The sequence below is a fragment of the Polaribacter sp. genome (assembly GCF_024639685.1).
Classification (GTDB): domain Bacteria; phylum Bacteroidota; class Bacteroidia; order Flavobacteriales; family Flavobacteriaceae; genus Polaribacter.
Map to the genome: position 1 here is coordinate 1 of NZ_JAHEHX010000006.1, position 15861 is coordinate 15861.

Consider the following 15861-nt stretch of genomic DNA (forward strand, 5'->3'; position numbering starts at 1 on the left):
AGTTTTTCTTGGTTTACTAATAAGTCATCCAATACTTTTTCATAAAGTAGTTCCATCTTTTCTTTAATAGAAGGTTCTTCTTTTTTTGCTGGACCTCGTTTGGATTTTTCACCTGCTTTTTTAGCTGTTTTTGGATCAAATGGCATTCTGAAATTTTTAGAAAAAAAAGATACGTATTAATTTTAATTTCTTATTAAAAATCAATTGCTTTTCGGCGGTTACATTTGGGGTTGGGTACGTTATTTTAAACAAAAATCGACGCAATTTTACCTTCATACGTTTTGGACCTAAGCGTCTATTTAATACAAATAACGATACTGTTAACACAAAATAGCCAGCGAAAAGTACAACAATTCCTGTGATTAAACCATACTGAAGGAGTGCATTATATACTACTGTAATCAACCAAATATTAATACCCCCTGCCAATAACGAAGTTTTGGCATGTGATAAGCCTGAGTCTATCAATACATGGTGTAGGTGATTACGATCTGGACTAAAAAAAGGTTTCTTGTGGATTTTTCGAATGCAAACCACACGTACAATATCAAAAGCAGGAATGCTTAAAATAGCAAGTGCTAATACTGGTAGGTAAGATCGACTAATTCCTAAAGCAGAAACTGTGCTAAATCCAACTGAAAGCAATCGCATGGTTAAGACACCAAATAATAAACCTAAGATGAGAGAACCAGTATCTCCCATAAATAATTTACGCTTACTAGAAAAGTTGAATCGTAAAAAAGCCAACAACATTCCAACAATGACGACACAAAGCCCAACATAGAAGTACAAACCAATACTAAAAAATAGTACTCCAAAAGAACTAGCCACAACAATTCCTATAATAGAAGCCAAACCATCAATACCATCTATTAAATTATAGGCATTCATTAAAGAAACGTACAAAAAAGTACTGAATAAAACAGAAACAAATGTTGGTAAGGCTGTAACACCTAGAAAACCATGTAAATCCGTTATTCTAAATTCTGAGTGAAATAATAAAGCACCTATAGCAATGCATTGCCCAAGTAGCTTTGCTTTGGGAGAAATATCTTTTAAATCATCTTTAAGCCCTGTAAAAAAAATAACAGAGACAGAAAAGAATAACGTACCCAACAATAGTATATTTTCCTGGCTAAACACTAAGGCAAAAAACACAAGTAATGCAATGTAAAAGGAGACACCTCCAAAACTAGGTGTAATAGACGTATGCGAACTTCTTTCTTCTGGAATAGCTACAAAACCTCGGTGTAAACTTAAGGTTCGTATTTTTGGCAATAGTAGACCAACTAGTAGGAAGGTACCTAAAAGTAGCAGTAATAAAATTATTTTTTCTGTTACTAGCACAACAATTTTCTTTCTTTAGCATTACAAATATATAAAAAATATTGTTTACCGTTTAGAGCAAAAAGAATAGTGTTTTTAAATATTAAAAAACTATTCTGAATAAAATAAAACATCATCTTCTGTTTTATTTATAAACTCGTGTTCAAGAGTTTTATTTAGACCTTCTTCTAAGGTATAGGGTGGACTGAATACACTGTGTACTTTTGAAGCATCAAATTTAGTTGTTGCGCAAAATTTTTGAACCCGAACTGACGAAACAGAAAACTTTCTTCCTAATAAAACAGATAATAAATCAAAACAATATCCTCCAATCATTCCTAAAAAAAAGGGTATTTTAATATTGGGTAATTTTATTTTCATTTTTTCTTCTATTTTTTGTGTAAGTTCAACCATAGAAAAATCAGGCTTATCTGCATAATTAAAGATATGAAAACCAGGCTCAAGATTTTTTAACCTATCTTTAATCAAAGCAACAATATTACCAACATAAGCCATTGATTTTTTGTTTTGACCTTTTCCTATCATCATGAACTTTCCTGATGAAATTTGTTTTAACAAATTGTAAACATTCCCTCTATTTCGTTCACCAAAAATTACGGTAGGACGTATTATGGTAATAGATTTTCCTTCAGGATCATTATCATACCATTCTTTTATGAAAAGCTCTGCCTCCCATTTACTCTTACCATAATGATTAAATGGATCTTGAGGGTGATCTTCATTAGGGTTAGTTTTATTTAACCCATAAATTGCTACAGAACTTGTAAATATTAAGTTTTTCACACCTGCATTATCCATCGCTTGCAGTACATTTTTAGTTCCTTGAACATTAACATCATAATATAGAGAGGTTGGTGAAACATCATCACGATGTTCTGCTGCCAATAGAACAACGCTCTTAGTACCCGTAGGGATTTTTATTTCATCTAAATTACGTATGTCTCCATTTACTGAAATATTGTCAAAAAAAGGACTTGGATTTTTATCTAAATTTCCTACTTTATAGTTTTGTAATTCTTTAATTAAAAAAGATCCTACAAAACCTGAGCCGCCAATTGTTAGTATCATATAAATATATTTTTTATTAAATTAGTTTTTAAGCAATTAAAATAAAACTTACATATTATTTAATATCTAAATTAAATAATATAGATGGATGGTTAAACACATATACACTGTAAAATATTGTAAAAAAAAATAAAGTTAAAAAAACTATTCTTTTATAAACAATATGCCTGTTAAGAGACATATAGGCAACATGAAGTGGAAATGATAAAAAAGTACAAAAATAATTTAATCTTGAAAAAACACCATCTATTTGATATACACATATAGTTAGACAGCTAAATATAAAATAGGATTTAAATAAATTTAATTGTTTATTATTCATTTCAACTTTCTTGAAAAATAAAATAAAATAAACTAAATTCAAAAACAAAATAATAAGTTTTAAAGAAGAATTATTGCTAGAATTTCTTGTAAAAGAATTTAAATAAAAATCAAGTGAACTTAAATTTGATAAATAAAGTAATTGAGTAAATATTTGTAATGAATAAAAACTAGTTATAACGCTAATTATTAAAAAAATTAATAAAAAAAATTTTTTCAATGGAATAAATGAAGTTAAAAAATAGGGCATTGAAGCTTTATGGATAAATGGCATAGAGAACTTTAATAATTTATTTTTTCTATTTGAAGAAATTAAAAAAATTAATATTGAAGCAGCTAACCCCTGTCTAATAACATTACCATATAAAAAATAAAAAGAAGAACTTGAAAAAAACAATAATAAACATAAATAATAATTAGACTTATCAATAAATAAATTATACAACCCTTTAAATAAAATCATAACACTTAATAAAAGTATAAAATTCACAAAAAACAAAGAACTAAAGCCTATATTTTTAAAAATATACATAAGACCAAAAAAAATAAAATCTAAATCCCTTAAAGAATAATATATGTATGAATCAAAATCATTTATTTGAGAATAAAAAGACATATACCTCTTAATATCATTATCTAAATAATCATAATTTTTAATATAAAAAATTAAAAGAACAAATATTAGAACTAAAGGAGTAACAAAAATTATACTGGCCCTCAATTTATGAAATGAGAACTTTAATTTAGTTATAAAACTAAAAAAAGATAGTACGATAATATTTGTAAAAAGAATTAAGATCTTAAACATTAAAAATTAATTAATATTTTCACATATTAGATCAAGAGTATCAATATTAGTATTAAGAAAATATTTATTTATATTTTTTTCTTTAGGTTTATATTGATTAGGCATTTTAAATAATTTAAAATCTTCTATTGTCTCAAAAATAAAATCAGCATTATTTAAAAAATAATCTGGAATTTCTTCATCATTTATTTTAATTAAAATGATTAATGCATTAGTATTCATAGCTAAAGAGAGTAAAGAAGAATAATGGCCAACATAAACTTCTGCCTTAGGAAACTCGTAACCAATTTTTCCTTTATTATCAAGAACTTTAGAAAATAAAGATTTTTTTGATCTTGGATGAAGTTTTACATATAAGTCTTCTTGAAAATAATTGGAAATATTCTCTATATAATCTAAAATATTTGATTTAATTATTCTTCCATCTTCGAAAAAAGTTTGGGCTATATAACAAACTTTTACATCATTCTGCTTTTTATTATTCACAAACTTATGAAAATCTGGATTACCCATAATTATAAACTTATCATTTATCTTATAAAAATGATTTTTCATGAACCAATTTTTCCATAATTCACCCCAAACAAATACTTTATTAGATTGAATAGAATCTAATTTAGAATTATTTTTTATTAAAAAATTATTAAGTAAATATGATTTAAATAAATCTTTATTTAATAAATAGATAAAGATGTATAAATTTCCGGTAAAAACTAGTTTAATTAGACACTTCAAATAATACTTTTTCTTTGGCATATTACTAAAGTAACCTTTAAAAGATCTTTTTAAAAAGTCTTGATACATACCATGCTGAATCTGATATGTATAAAATCCTAATTTTTTAAACTTATAAGTTAAGTAAAGATCCGCTATTCTATAACCAAATGTCACAAATTTTTTTTCTTTAAAATCATTGAAATTTATATTAATTTTCTTCTTTGTTGAAAAAATAATTGAACTATTAAAACTAGTATAATCAATAGAATCGGTTTCTACCAAACTTTCGCTAAGCACAATAACTAGAGCTCCCTCAGCTTCTATAAGCTTGTTTGCAATGGGTAATACTATCCTATTAATATTTGATGATGTTACATCAAATAATATGTATAGTTTTTTGTTTAACATATTTTAAATGAAATTTAAATATTATAATTAATGAGTATATTATTAACATTATTGATAATAGGTAAGGCTTTTCATAATAGCCTATTATAAAAACATTTATAAAGTAAAATATAGAGATTAATATTAAAATTTTCAACACATAAACCTCATAACCAATAGCCTGTAATGTTCTTACTTGGATTATTGAAAAATTAAATAACATAATACCTATAAGGTATAAAAATGAGAAGTCATCAATATAAAATGAATATTTATTTTTCAACCAAAAACTAAGAAATGGTTTTAACCCAAATAATAAAATTAATAACAATGAAATAAATGAAACTGAAATTAATCGTATCTGTTTCTTATAATAATTATCTACAAATAATTTGTTTCCTTTATTTTTAGATATTACTGGATAAAAAACAGCAGTTACATTTCCTGATATTATTGCTAATCTATTAAATAAATCTTGCATAGTTACATGATCTGACAAAATTTCGGTATTTATAAAAAATTTAAATATAAATCTATCAGAATAAAGTAAAATTGACCAAATAATTAAATAGCCTCCAAAAGGCCAAATTTTTAATATTGTATTTTTCATGTCTATTATACTAAACCCTGTAAATAAATATTTAATTTGTTGACTATGTTTATATTTCAATCTTAATAAATAGATAAATAATTGAAATAGAGACATAATAAAAATAATAAATGAAAAAAACCAGATCGAATTGTATGAAAATATTGGAACCAACATTAGTAATGAGGTAAAAACTGACCTTAATGTTCCTAAAAAATAAAAATCTTGTTTTGACTCAATTATTGATCTAAGGGGGATTAAAAAGAAATAAACTAAAGAACTTAATAAAAAAAATAAAAAAAATAAAAACTGATCTATTTTATGTAAAAATGGTTTTTCTATATCTGAAAAATAAAAATAAAAATTAGTCAAAATAAAAAAACACAACCCCATTATTTTTATGAGAGATATACTACCTGTCCAACTAGTACTTTCCATAAAATTAACCTTAGTTGACAAATCCCTTATTAAATAAGGTCCAATTCCAAAAGTAAAATAATTTGGGAGTAAAATAACAGTTAAGCCTAAAGTAAAAAAGTACCATAATGGTTTACCTAAATTGTCAATTGCTACGGGTATTGAAATTAACGAAACAGTTATTGGAATAATTTGAATACAAACATTAAAAACTGCTTTACTGGACAATTTGTTTTTAAAAAACATTATTTTAGCAAATTAAGCAAATTACTTACAGCTATTTTCCCCTGATTCTCAACATTTTCATAGGTCCTAGATCCAACATGAGGCGTAATAATTACATTCTCCAACCCTAATAAAACTTCATTTTCCAAAATAGGCTCAGTCTCTAACACATCACATAAATAGCCCTTAATTTGTTTATTTTTAATACCCGAAATCATTGCAATTGGGTCAATAAGTTTACCCCTAGCAGTATTAATAATAATTGGTTGTTTTTTTAGTTTTTTTGTTATCACAATATCATTTATTAATTTATCTGTTTCCCTTGTATGAGGGAGATGTAAACTAATAACATCACATTCACTATAAATATCATCTATATTTGAAGTAAAATTGATTTCTGAATATTTATTTAAAAAATCTTGATCTTTATATATGTCAAAAGCTAAAACTTTCATTCCTAAAGCACTCGCTTTTTTAGCTAACTCTTTGCCAACGGCTCCGAGTCCAATAACACCCAATGTTTTACCTTGTATCTCAGACCCAATTCCTCTTTTCCAACTACCTCTTTGCACTGAATTATATTGAAGGTGTATATTTTTAGAAAATGTAAATAATAATGCTAATACATGTTCGGAAACTGAAACTTGATTTATACCAGGTACATTAGATACTTTAACGTCAAATTCTTTTGCAGCTTCAAGATCAATTCTATCTAGCCCTACTCCATATTTTGATAATACTTTCAATTTACCTTCTTTTCCTGCCTTTATAACTTCTCTAGTATATTTGTCATCACCACAGATAACTCCATCATATTCATGAATAATCGGCAATAAAATACTTTCTTCTACAGGCCCTCTCAGGTAGTCAATATCCCAGTTTTGGGCATTTAATAAATCATGATGTTTACCTGGTGTATCTTGAAAGGAAGTAGTTGTTAATAATATCTTCATTTTAATTTAATTTTAATATTTTTTCTAATTCATAAAAATCTTGAAATCGAATACCTTTATAGCTATTAAAAATTTCTTTATTTTCTTGATTTTCTCTTAATGCAAAATGAGTTTTTGAGAAATTTGCAGCGTCCATATCAGTAGTTGCGTCACCTAAAAATATGATCTCATCTCGCTTTAAATTGTGTTTTTTAATCAAATTTTCTGTCCAATATCTCTTATTGTTTGGTGAACCGTGAATACCTAAAAAATAATTTACCAAACCTCTTTTATTTGCAATGATTTCCATCTCGTCAGTTGGCGTTCCTGTAATAATCCAGAATTGGAATTTTTTGTGGTATTTTTCTATAAAATAATGAGATCCTGGAACTTCTAATGAATTAATTACTTTATCTAAAACTATATTTGAAAATTGAATAGCTAATTCATTAATTTTCTTTTGATCTATTACTTCATTTAAAAATTCTTTGTGAAAATATTTAAACTTTTCATACCTAGAAACACCTCCGTTTAGTTTATGATATTCAACAACCTTTGCAGCAATATCCTTTCCATATGGAAGATACATTTCTTCAAAAGCATCTGTTTTAGCACTTACAGACTCTGCTATTACCCCATCAAAATCAAAAAATATATTTTTTATATTCATATTAGTTTATTCCTAAAATACAAGTTGTATCAACTTTTGAATTAAAAATTGGAGTAATCGGATAATGATCTCCTTTACCCATTTTTATCTCTTTTAATATTTTTTCCTTAGAGCCTCCTTTTGACAATATTATAATTTTAGAAGCATTTAATATTAAAGGGTAGGTTAAAGTAATTCTCTCTGTATTTAGTTGAGGAATTCTATTTTTAATGACCCATTTTTTACTTTCATTTAATCCTTCTGTGAGCGGAAATAAGGAAGCAGTGTGACCATCATCACCAATACCTAATAAAATTAAATCAAAAACAGGATAACCATTTTTCCTTAATGGAATTTTTGAGTACAGTAATTTTTCGTAATTAATTGCACACTCATCGATTGAATAGTTGTCTTTTACCATAGAGTAACTGTGAGAATCCAAATCTTTAAAAAAAACTTTTTGAATATTTCCATAGTTACTTGAAGAACTTGAAACAGGTACGTTCCTTTCATCTACCATGAAAAAATTAAATTTATCCCAATTAAGTTTATACTCTTTAAGAATACTTAAAATAGGTAACGGGGTAGATCCTCCAGATAGTGCTACAGATACCACTTCTTTTCTATCAGAAAGCTTTTTCAAAGTATTGTATAAGAATTTTGATGAAAAAACATCAAATTCATTTTCACAAACTGTATATTGATTGAAATTATTTTTCATTTTTATATACAGATCTAATGCACTCCAACAAACCTTGTCCCATATCAATATGAGGATTAGCCGAAAGTTTTTTACTAACAGACGGTTCAAATGAATAAGGGGTAAAATTATAATGGTTGTGATAGCCACTATTTGTATAATTTATCTTTAGTCTATCATTCAGTATTTCTTTAACCATATTAAATAAATCTGAACGTTTCATGCGTTCATTTCCAGTAAGAATAACATGCATATTTTTAAAATTCTCAGATTCAATAACATCTACAGAAAGTTTAGAAGCATCTGCTGCATGTATATATTCTCTTAATTCGTTGCCATCACCATTATGATTAATTTCACCTTCGAGTACAGCAGTTTTAATTAAATTATATATGTAATTATTATCATAAGATCTCTCAGAGTATACAGAACCATACCTTAAAATAGTAAAAGGCAAACTATATTTTTTAAAATACTCCTCAACAATTTTTTCAGAAGCTAATTTACTTATACCATAAAAAGATCCTTTGTTACTCATTGCGTAGGCGCTACTTGCATAAACAAATCTAGAAATTTTATTTTTCACACATTGTTCAAGAATATGAATATTTCCTAATACATTTAACTGCATCGTCTCTAGAGGGTACTTTACAGCCGTATCTAAATTTGCAAAACCCGCTAAATTGTAGACGATTTCAAATTGGTTATTTTTAAAAACTTTTTTAACATTTTCTTTGTTAGTAATATCACATTTAAAATAGGTGAGTTTATCTACTAAACTTTCATTTTTATTAATATCTGCTACCGTTACACTATACGCTCTTTTTAATAATTCATCAACTAAATAATGTCCTAAAAATCCAAAACCTCCAAAAACTAAAACCTTTTTCATGATAGTTTACTTTTAAGTGATTTCATTTCCTCTCTAGCTTTATCTCCCAGAAAGAAAAAGTCCAAACTAAAAGCCAAAAATGAATATCCTTTATTGATTTTCTCTAGTGTTTTCTGATAACCTGAATCAATGACATGAAAACCTAAAGGTTTGTCAAGTTTTTTAGCTACTTCATCAATTTTCAACAATGCAGCTTGTACATCTGGTCTGTCATATTCTCCAGGATACCCCATTGATGCAGATAAGTCATATGGTCCTACAATAATTCCATCTATTCCAGGAACTGAAAAAATATCTTCTAAATTGTTGACAGCATCTATATGTTCAATTTGAGCAATTACAACCACTTCATCCTTAACCCATTCTTGATATGTATCAAAAGCAGTTCCATATTTTTGTGCCCTATTTAAGCCTACTCCTCGTTTTCCAATTGGAGGGTATTTTACATAATCTACAGCTTGCTTCGCTTCTTCCTTATTACGTATCATTGGCACAATAACGCCATCAGCTCCTGCATCTAGAACTCTTTTAATAGCAACTTCTTCATTTTTACTGACCCTAACTAAAGCCTGCATCCCGTTGCCTTGAATATGACCTATTAAATTCATAATGGATTCTATACTAATAGGAGAGTGCTCCATATCTATTGTCAACCATTCAAAACCTGCAGTACTTAATATTTCAATTACTGCTTGATGTGGTATTGTTAACCAAGAACCTATTGAAAGTTCTTTGTTTTTTAATTTCGATTTAAGAATGCTCTTATTGTGAGAAAAGTGTTTCATTTATTTTAATTACAATTTTTTTTAATTTATCTATTTTGTCATTATATGCATACAAAGGGCCGTGAATGTCATTTGGAAAAAAAACTGCCATATAATTGGGTTCAAGAATAATTTCTGAAATTGGAGGCTTTAATTCCTCATAAAATTGACAATCAATTTTGGAATTATATTTTTCTAATACATTTACATCATCTTCTTTGTAAATTTTTATTAGTTCCTTTCCTGAAAGCAAAATTTGAACGTCAACTTCTTTTCTATGAGATTCTATTATTTTTGGAGCTAACTGAGTTTCATAACTCATTACTTTAAAGTAGTACGAATCACTTGTTTTATAAATACCATTAGGTGTATCTATATCAAAACTTTTAAGTTTATTAAATATCTCTAAAAAAATAGGTGATTTAAAATACCTACTACTATTGTCAATTTTATCTAAAATCATTAAAGTAATTTATGCATAGTCTCCGCAATTATAAAATCTAAAGGCTCATCTATATCAATAGATTCAATTTTATCTATTTCGAACATAAGAGGCTTTAATCCAATCCTTTTATTACCGGCGTTTTTAAAAGAATCTTTTGTAAAGATATAAAACCCAGAATTCTCTTCAAATAAAGGCTCTAAATCTTGAGTTCTTAAAAGCTCTTTTGGATTATGATTAAATGCATTACCGTCTTTATCATAAAATCTAGTCTGAATTTTAGTAACACTGAAGATAGAATCAAAATTTGCTTTATTACTAATCATATTATTTATAGCAGCATCAATACTATCAACATTTAGTAATGGCGAAGTACTATGTGTTTGTACGTAAATATCCGAATTACTATTTTTCAAATCATATTCAATTATTTTATTCATAGATACAAAATCGCCTTGAATACTTTTCGGTCTTCTATGAATAGTAATAAAGTCATGATACTTACTTAAAGCTGATTCAGCAATTAAATCACTATCTGTGTTAATTATAACGTTATTTATGTATTTAGAATTAACTAATTTATCTAAGATAACATGAAATAAGGGCTTTCCATTAAATAATTTTAAATTTTTATTAGGAACTCTTTCTGAGTTACCTTTCATTGGAAGTAATAAAGTTACATTCATAATTTATTTATTTTCAGCTTTTTTAACTTGCTTTCTAAGCCCACTCGAAGAAAATCGGTGATCTCTATAATTATAGTAAATTTCTATTCCTTTTTCTTTACAATACCCTCTTCCAGTAAAGTTTTTATCTTTATACTCGTCACCAATGATGCGAACATCAATTTTAGAAGAACGTAAAAAATCTTCTAAATCTTGTTCAGATACATACGGTACAATTTCATCTACATGCTTAGATCCTTTGAGCTGAATATACCGGCTCTATAATCGACTGAGAAGGTCCGTTTTTCTCGGGACGATCTAATGATGGATCTAACTGCAATCCAACAATTAGGTAATCGCATTGTCTTTTAGCTTCCTCCAACATCTTCACATGCCCAGCATGCAATAGATCGAAGGTTGAAAAGGTAATTCCTACTTTCATATTTTATTTTTTCTCGACTACTACCGGTAGTCACACTATTTTTTATCCCTATTTCAAAACGCAAAAGTACGTCTTTTTTTTCACGGCTTCGCCAGTGCTAGTCACACTAACATTTTATAAAACCAACATCCTCAATTGCTTACTACTGCAATTGAAAAGATACTACCGCACCCAAACGTGTTAAGCGTGCCAAACATTTTTTACCTTGCAAAGCAATCACTGTTGCTTGCTGGTTTATTTTTGGTACTGCTAGCTTATCTCCTATTTGCAAACCTAATGTCTCTTGCGAAGCTTTTCCTTCTAAAAAAGACTGCATGGCCTGTATTTCTTGGTCTCTAATTACAGCACGCTTCCCTTCTTCAAACAAATAACGCACCACACCTGGTACATCAAACACCATAGCCGTGTCCTTTTCTTCCAAACACACCAACACCATAGAAGGCAACACACAAACCGTTACCTTTTTCTTTCTATCTGACCACTGACGCACTTCCGTTCGTGTTGGCACATAAACCTCTACCCCCAAAGCCTCCAAACGTTGTGCTACTTTTAGCTCGGTTCTAGGCTTGGTATATAATACGTACCAAGAAGAAGTATTAGCGTCTTTCATTGGTACTTGTTTTTCCTATTTGATAATATTCAAATCCTTTTTCTTCCAGTCCAAACGCATTGTACTGATTACGTCCATCAAAAATTACGGGCGATTTTAATTGTGCTTTTATCTCCTGGAAATCTGGCGAACGGAACTCTTTCCACTCCGTTAACAAAATCAACGCATTGGCGTCTTTTAAAACACCATACTTTGAGGTTGCATATTCAATTTGCTGAATCCCTTTTAAATAAAGCGTCTCTGCTTCTTGCATGGCTTTTGGATCGTAGGCTTTTATATGTGCACCTCTTTTTACTAATTCTTTGATAACTGTGATGGCTGGTGCTTCACGCATATCATCGGTTCCTGGCTTAAACGCCAAGCCCCAAACACCAAAGGTGAACCCAGTTAAATCTTCTCCAAATCGTTTTACTATTTTTTTCGCAATGACTCCTTTCTGTTCAGTGTTTACCTTCTCTACAGCTGCAATTAATTGCGCATCATAATCGTGCTCTTTGGCAATATTCCATAAGGCGTTTACATCTTTTGGAAAACAAGAACCTCCATATCCGGTTCCTGGATATATAAAATGATACCCTATGCGTGAATCCGACCCAATACCAATACGTACTTGATTGGCATCTGCCCCTACCTTTTCACAGATATTGGCAATTTCGTTCATAAAAGAAATTTTGGTGGCCAACATGGTATTTGCTGCATACTTGGTCATTTCTGCAGAACGCACATCCATGGTAATAAAACGGTCGTGTGTTCTAAAGAAAGGAGAGTACAACTGCTTTAGCAATTCCAAAGCTTTAGGTGAGTCTGTACCGATTACAATACGATCGGGCTTCATAAAATCATTAATGGCAGCACCTTCCTTTAAGAATTCCGGATTGGAAACTACTGCTATATCGAATGCAACTTTTCGCAATTGCAACTCTTCTTTGATGATGGCTTGTACGCGATCTGCAGTACCTACAGGCACTGTAGATTTATTAACCACCACTAAGTCGTGTTGCATAGTTTTACCGATAGCTTCAGCTACAGCGTCTACATATTGCAAATCTGCAGCGCCATCTTTTGCCATAGGTGTACCTACCGCAATAAAAACAATAGCCGCATTTTTAATTGCAGATGCAATATCATCCATAAAAAATAAAGTCTGTTGTGTACTGTTTTTTTGAACTAATGCTGCCAAACCTGGCTCAAAAATAGGAAGAATGCCTTGGTTTAATTTCTTGATTTTAGAGACATCTGCATCTACACAAGTTACGGTATTGCCCATTTCTGCAAAACACGTACCTGAAACCAAACCTACATAACCAGCGCCTATAACAGCAATTCTCATAGCATTTATTGTTTAACAAAAAGAAATAGGCAAGAAAATACACGTACAACAATGTACTAAAATGGAATTTTTTGGTAGTAACCTTTCTTTTTCTTTTCAAAACAAAGATATCATTATTTTAAAATCCTCAAAATGAAATGATCGCAAATATCAAGGTTTTTTTTCGCGTTTAGGCTTTATAGAAAAAGCAAAAAAAACAATTACTGTACCAAAGGGTGTTTAGAAAATGATGTGCCTATCTTTTGGTTGCGAATGGTATGAATAATAGCTATAGATGTTTTTGCCTCTTCTATGGCAAAACCATTGCCTTTTAAAATTTCTTGGTAAGATACCGTATGCAGATCGGTAAACCCCTGGCTAAATTCTAGCTCTTGACCATCTACTGTAATAGAACGATACGTGCGTTGTTGTTTTGCTTGAATTTCTTGTGGCAAGTCTTGCGCATCGATTGATAAAAACCAACGTACCCTAGCATTCTCAAATTCTAAATAGCCTGCCGCTTTGTGTTTTTCGTGCAAATGGGTTTCGTTGTGTTGCACCTTCCCAAAAATCCACGAGAGCATGTCAAAAAAATGAACTCCGATGTTGGTAGCAACGCCACCCGATTTTTCGGCATCACCTTTCCAAGAGATGTCGTACCATTTTCCACGAGAGGTAATATACGTTAAGTCGACCTCGTGTTTGGTCTTTGCATTTTTGGCAGCAATGTCTTTTTTCAATTGAATGATGCTTGGATGCAATCGCAATTGCAATATGGTATGAATACGCTTGCCATACTGCGCCTCTATTTCTTGCAAAGCGTCTATATTCCAAGGATTCAACACCAACGGTTTTTCGCAAATGGCATCTGCCCCTGCACGCAATGCCATTCTAATATGGGCATCATGCAAATAATTAGGGGTACAAATACTAATATAGTCTAAATACTGACCGTTTCTCTTTAATTTTTCGATATGTCGATCAAAGCGTTCAAACTCCACAAAAAAGTGAGCATTGGGAAAGTACTGATCCATGACCCCTACACTATCAAAATTATCTAAGGCACACAACAATTGACTGTTGGTTTCTTGCATGGCTTTTAAATGACGTGGTGCGATATAGCCTGCTGCACCTATTAATCCGAAGTTTTTCATTACAAACTTTTATCTACCTGTTCTTTGGGCAAGATGCTCTTTACATCATAAACCACTGACTTTTCTTTTTTAAATTGCTGTAAATTCAGCGTGATGAACTCTTGATGTGCCACCGCTAAAACCACAGCATCAAATTTTGCTTGGGGTGCTGTTTGTGTTGCGTTTACCGCATAAATTCGCTCCACTTCTTTAGGGTTTACCCAAGGATCAAAAACGGTAACTTTTGTTCCGTATTCTTGCAAAGAAGTAATCACATCGATGACCTTAGAGTTCCTGATGTCTGGACAGTTTTCTTTAAACGTAACGCCCAATACCAAAACCGATGCGTTTTCTATGCCTATTTTGTGCGCTACCATCAATTTGATTACTTGCGATGCCACATAGTTTCCCATACTGTCGTTTATTCTTCTACCTGCCAAGATAATTCCTGGATAGTACCCAATTTCTTGGGCTTTTTGCGCCAAGTAATACGGATCTACGCCAATGCAATGCCCCCCAACCAAACCCGGTGTGAAGGGTAAAAAGTTCCATTTGGTCCCTGCAGCTTCTAATACTTCTTGCGTACTGATGTTCATTAAGCCAAAGATTTTAGCCAACTCGTTTATAAAGGCGATATTAATGTCTCGTTGCGAATTCTCGATAACCTTAGCTGCCTCTGCCACTTTTATGCTAGAGGCCAAATGCGTACCTGCTGTAATTACCGATTGATATAATGCGTTTACTTTTTTTGCTACTGCGACTGTAGAGCCTGAAGTAATCTTTAAAATGTTTTCTATGGTTCTTGTTTTATCTCCTGGATTAATGCGTTCTGGAGAGTACCCAACAAAAAAGTCTTTGTTAAAGGTAAGTCCGGAATATTTTTCCAATACAGGCACACAACTGTCTTCTGTAACCCCAGGATATACGGTTGATTCGTAAATAACAGTAGCCCCTTTAGGCAACACACTCCCTACGGTTTCACTAGCTTTTAACAAAGGTGTTAAATCTGCTTGATTATTGGTGTCTACAGGAGTAGGTACTGTAACAATATAGTAATCGCAGGCGGTTAACTCTGATGCATCTTGCGTAAAGAAGAGTCCATTTTTGTGAGTATTTGCTGTCTTTATAACAGATTGTAGTGCTGTATTTTCGACCTCTAAGGTGGTGTCTACTCCCTCTTGCAATGAAGCAATCCGACTTGCATTAATATCGAAACCTACTACTGCATATTTTTCGGCAAACAGACGTGCTAGTGGTAATCCTACATACCCAAGACCAATAATAGCTATTTTTGTGTGCTCCATGAATCAACAATTGTTCTTATACAAAGTTAAGTTTTTTAATGTTTACTTCACATACAATTTTTGATTAATCGTGAGGCTTCTGGGTTGCGCACCCCTACTGATAATGCGTTCCTCCTTGTCATTTCGCTATTGTAATGACA

Annotated in this window: 16 protein-coding genes and 1 pseudogene; all 17 read right to left on the reverse strand. The window is 30.4% G+C overall.

What is annotated here, in order from left to right:
• Positions 1-156 precede the first annotated feature (156 nt).
• Positions 157-1278 carry an MraY family glycosyltransferase gene (locus tag Q0L44_RS04290; protein WP_296635739.1) on the reverse strand — a complete coding sequence of 374 codons (1122 nt, stop codon included), beginning with the start codon at positions 1276-1278 and terminating at the stop codon, positions 157-159.
• A gap of 159 nt (positions 1279-1437) precedes the next feature.
• Entirely contained in the window at positions 1438-2415 is a 978-nt protein-coding gene (locus tag Q0L44_RS04295; protein ID WP_296635741.1) for an NAD-dependent epimerase/dehydratase family protein, read from the reverse strand.
• Positions 2416-2470: 55 nt separating this feature from the next.
• Positions 2471-3544, reverse strand: coding sequence for an EpsG family protein (locus Q0L44_RS04300; protein ID WP_296635742.1), 1074 nt, complete (start codon positions 3542-3544; stop codon positions 2471-2473).
• Between the two features lie 6 nt (positions 3545-3550).
• Positions 3551-4669: a hypothetical protein gene (locus Q0L44_RS04305; protein WP_296635745.1), complete on the reverse strand. Its 1119-nt coding sequence runs from the start codon at positions 4667-4669 to the stop codon at positions 3551-3553.
• Entirely contained in the window at positions 4638-5258 is a 621-nt protein-coding gene (locus tag Q0L44_RS04310; protein ID WP_296635747.1) for a hypothetical protein, read from the reverse strand. The genes Q0L44_RS04305 and Q0L44_RS04310 overlap by 32 nt, the downstream gene beginning before the upstream one ends.
• A 641-nt stretch (positions 5259-5899) precedes the next feature.
• A complete protein-coding gene (locus Q0L44_RS04315) occupies positions 5900-6832 on the reverse strand; it encodes a phosphoglycerate dehydrogenase (protein WP_296635749.1) in 933 nt (310 codons plus the stop codon).
• A 1-nt stretch (position 6833) separates the two neighbouring features.
• Positions 6834-7481 (reverse strand): HAD hydrolase-like protein, encoded by a 648-nt coding sequence (locus tag Q0L44_RS04320; protein ID WP_296635752.1) that lies wholly within the window; start codon positions 7479-7481, stop codon positions 6834-6836.
• A 1-nt stretch (position 7482) separates the two neighbouring features.
• The gene (gene pgl / locus Q0L44_RS04325; RefSeq protein WP_296635754.1) at positions 7483-8181 is read right to left on the reverse strand and encodes a 6-phosphogluconolactonase; all 699 of its coding nucleotides are present in this window, start codon (positions 8179-8181) and stop codon (positions 7483-7485) included.
• Positions 8171-9052 carry an NAD(P)-dependent oxidoreductase gene (locus Q0L44_RS04330; protein WP_296635757.1) on the reverse strand — a complete coding sequence of 294 codons (882 nt, stop codon included), beginning with the start codon at positions 9050-9052 and terminating at the stop codon, positions 8171-8173. The genes pgl and Q0L44_RS04330 overlap by 11 nt, the downstream gene beginning before the upstream one ends.
• Positions 9049-9837, reverse strand: coding sequence for an aldolase/citrate lyase family protein (locus tag Q0L44_RS04335; RefSeq protein ID WP_296635759.1), 789 nt, complete (start codon positions 9835-9837; stop codon positions 9049-9051). The genes Q0L44_RS04330 and Q0L44_RS04335 overlap by 4 nt, the downstream gene beginning before the upstream one ends.
• Positions 9815-10279, reverse strand: coding sequence for a YhcH/YjgK/YiaL family protein (locus Q0L44_RS04340; protein WP_296635761.1), 465 nt, complete (start codon positions 10277-10279; stop codon positions 9815-9817). Before Q0L44_RS04340 ends, Q0L44_RS04335 begins: the two co-directional genes overlap by 23 nt.
• Positions 10279-10944: an acylneuraminate cytidylyltransferase family protein gene (locus Q0L44_RS04345; RefSeq protein ID WP_296635764.1), complete on the reverse strand. Its 666-nt coding sequence runs from the start codon at positions 10942-10944 to the stop codon at positions 10279-10281. Before Q0L44_RS04345 ends, Q0L44_RS04340 begins: the two co-directional genes overlap by 1 nt.
• Positions 10945-10947: 3 nt before the next feature.
• A pseudogene (locus tag Q0L44_RS04350) lies at positions 10948-11365 on the reverse strand (adenylyltransferase/cytidyltransferase family protein).
• 142 nt (positions 11366-11507) lie between these two features.
• Complete coding sequence (locus Q0L44_RS04355; RefSeq protein WP_296635767.1) at positions 11508-11975, reverse strand: UpxY family transcription antiterminator; 468 nt, start codon at positions 11973-11975, stop codon at positions 11508-11510.
• The gene (locus tag Q0L44_RS04360; protein ID WP_296635769.1) at positions 11962-13305 is read right to left on the reverse strand and encodes a UDP-glucose/GDP-mannose dehydrogenase family protein; all 1344 of its coding nucleotides are present in this window, start codon (positions 13303-13305) and stop codon (positions 11962-11964) included. The genes Q0L44_RS04355 and Q0L44_RS04360 overlap by 14 nt, the downstream gene beginning before the upstream one ends.
• Positions 13306-13505: 200 nt before the next feature.
• A complete protein-coding gene (locus tag Q0L44_RS04365; protein WP_296635772.1) occupies positions 13506-14438 on the reverse strand; it encodes a Gfo/Idh/MocA family oxidoreductase in 933 nt (310 codons plus the stop codon).
• Positions 14438-15721: a nucleotide sugar dehydrogenase gene (locus Q0L44_RS04370; protein ID WP_296635775.1), complete on the reverse strand. Its 1284-nt coding sequence runs from the start codon at positions 15719-15721 to the stop codon at positions 14438-14440. The genes Q0L44_RS04365 and Q0L44_RS04370 overlap by 1 nt, the downstream gene beginning before the upstream one ends.
• Positions 15722-15861 lie beyond the last annotated feature (140 nt).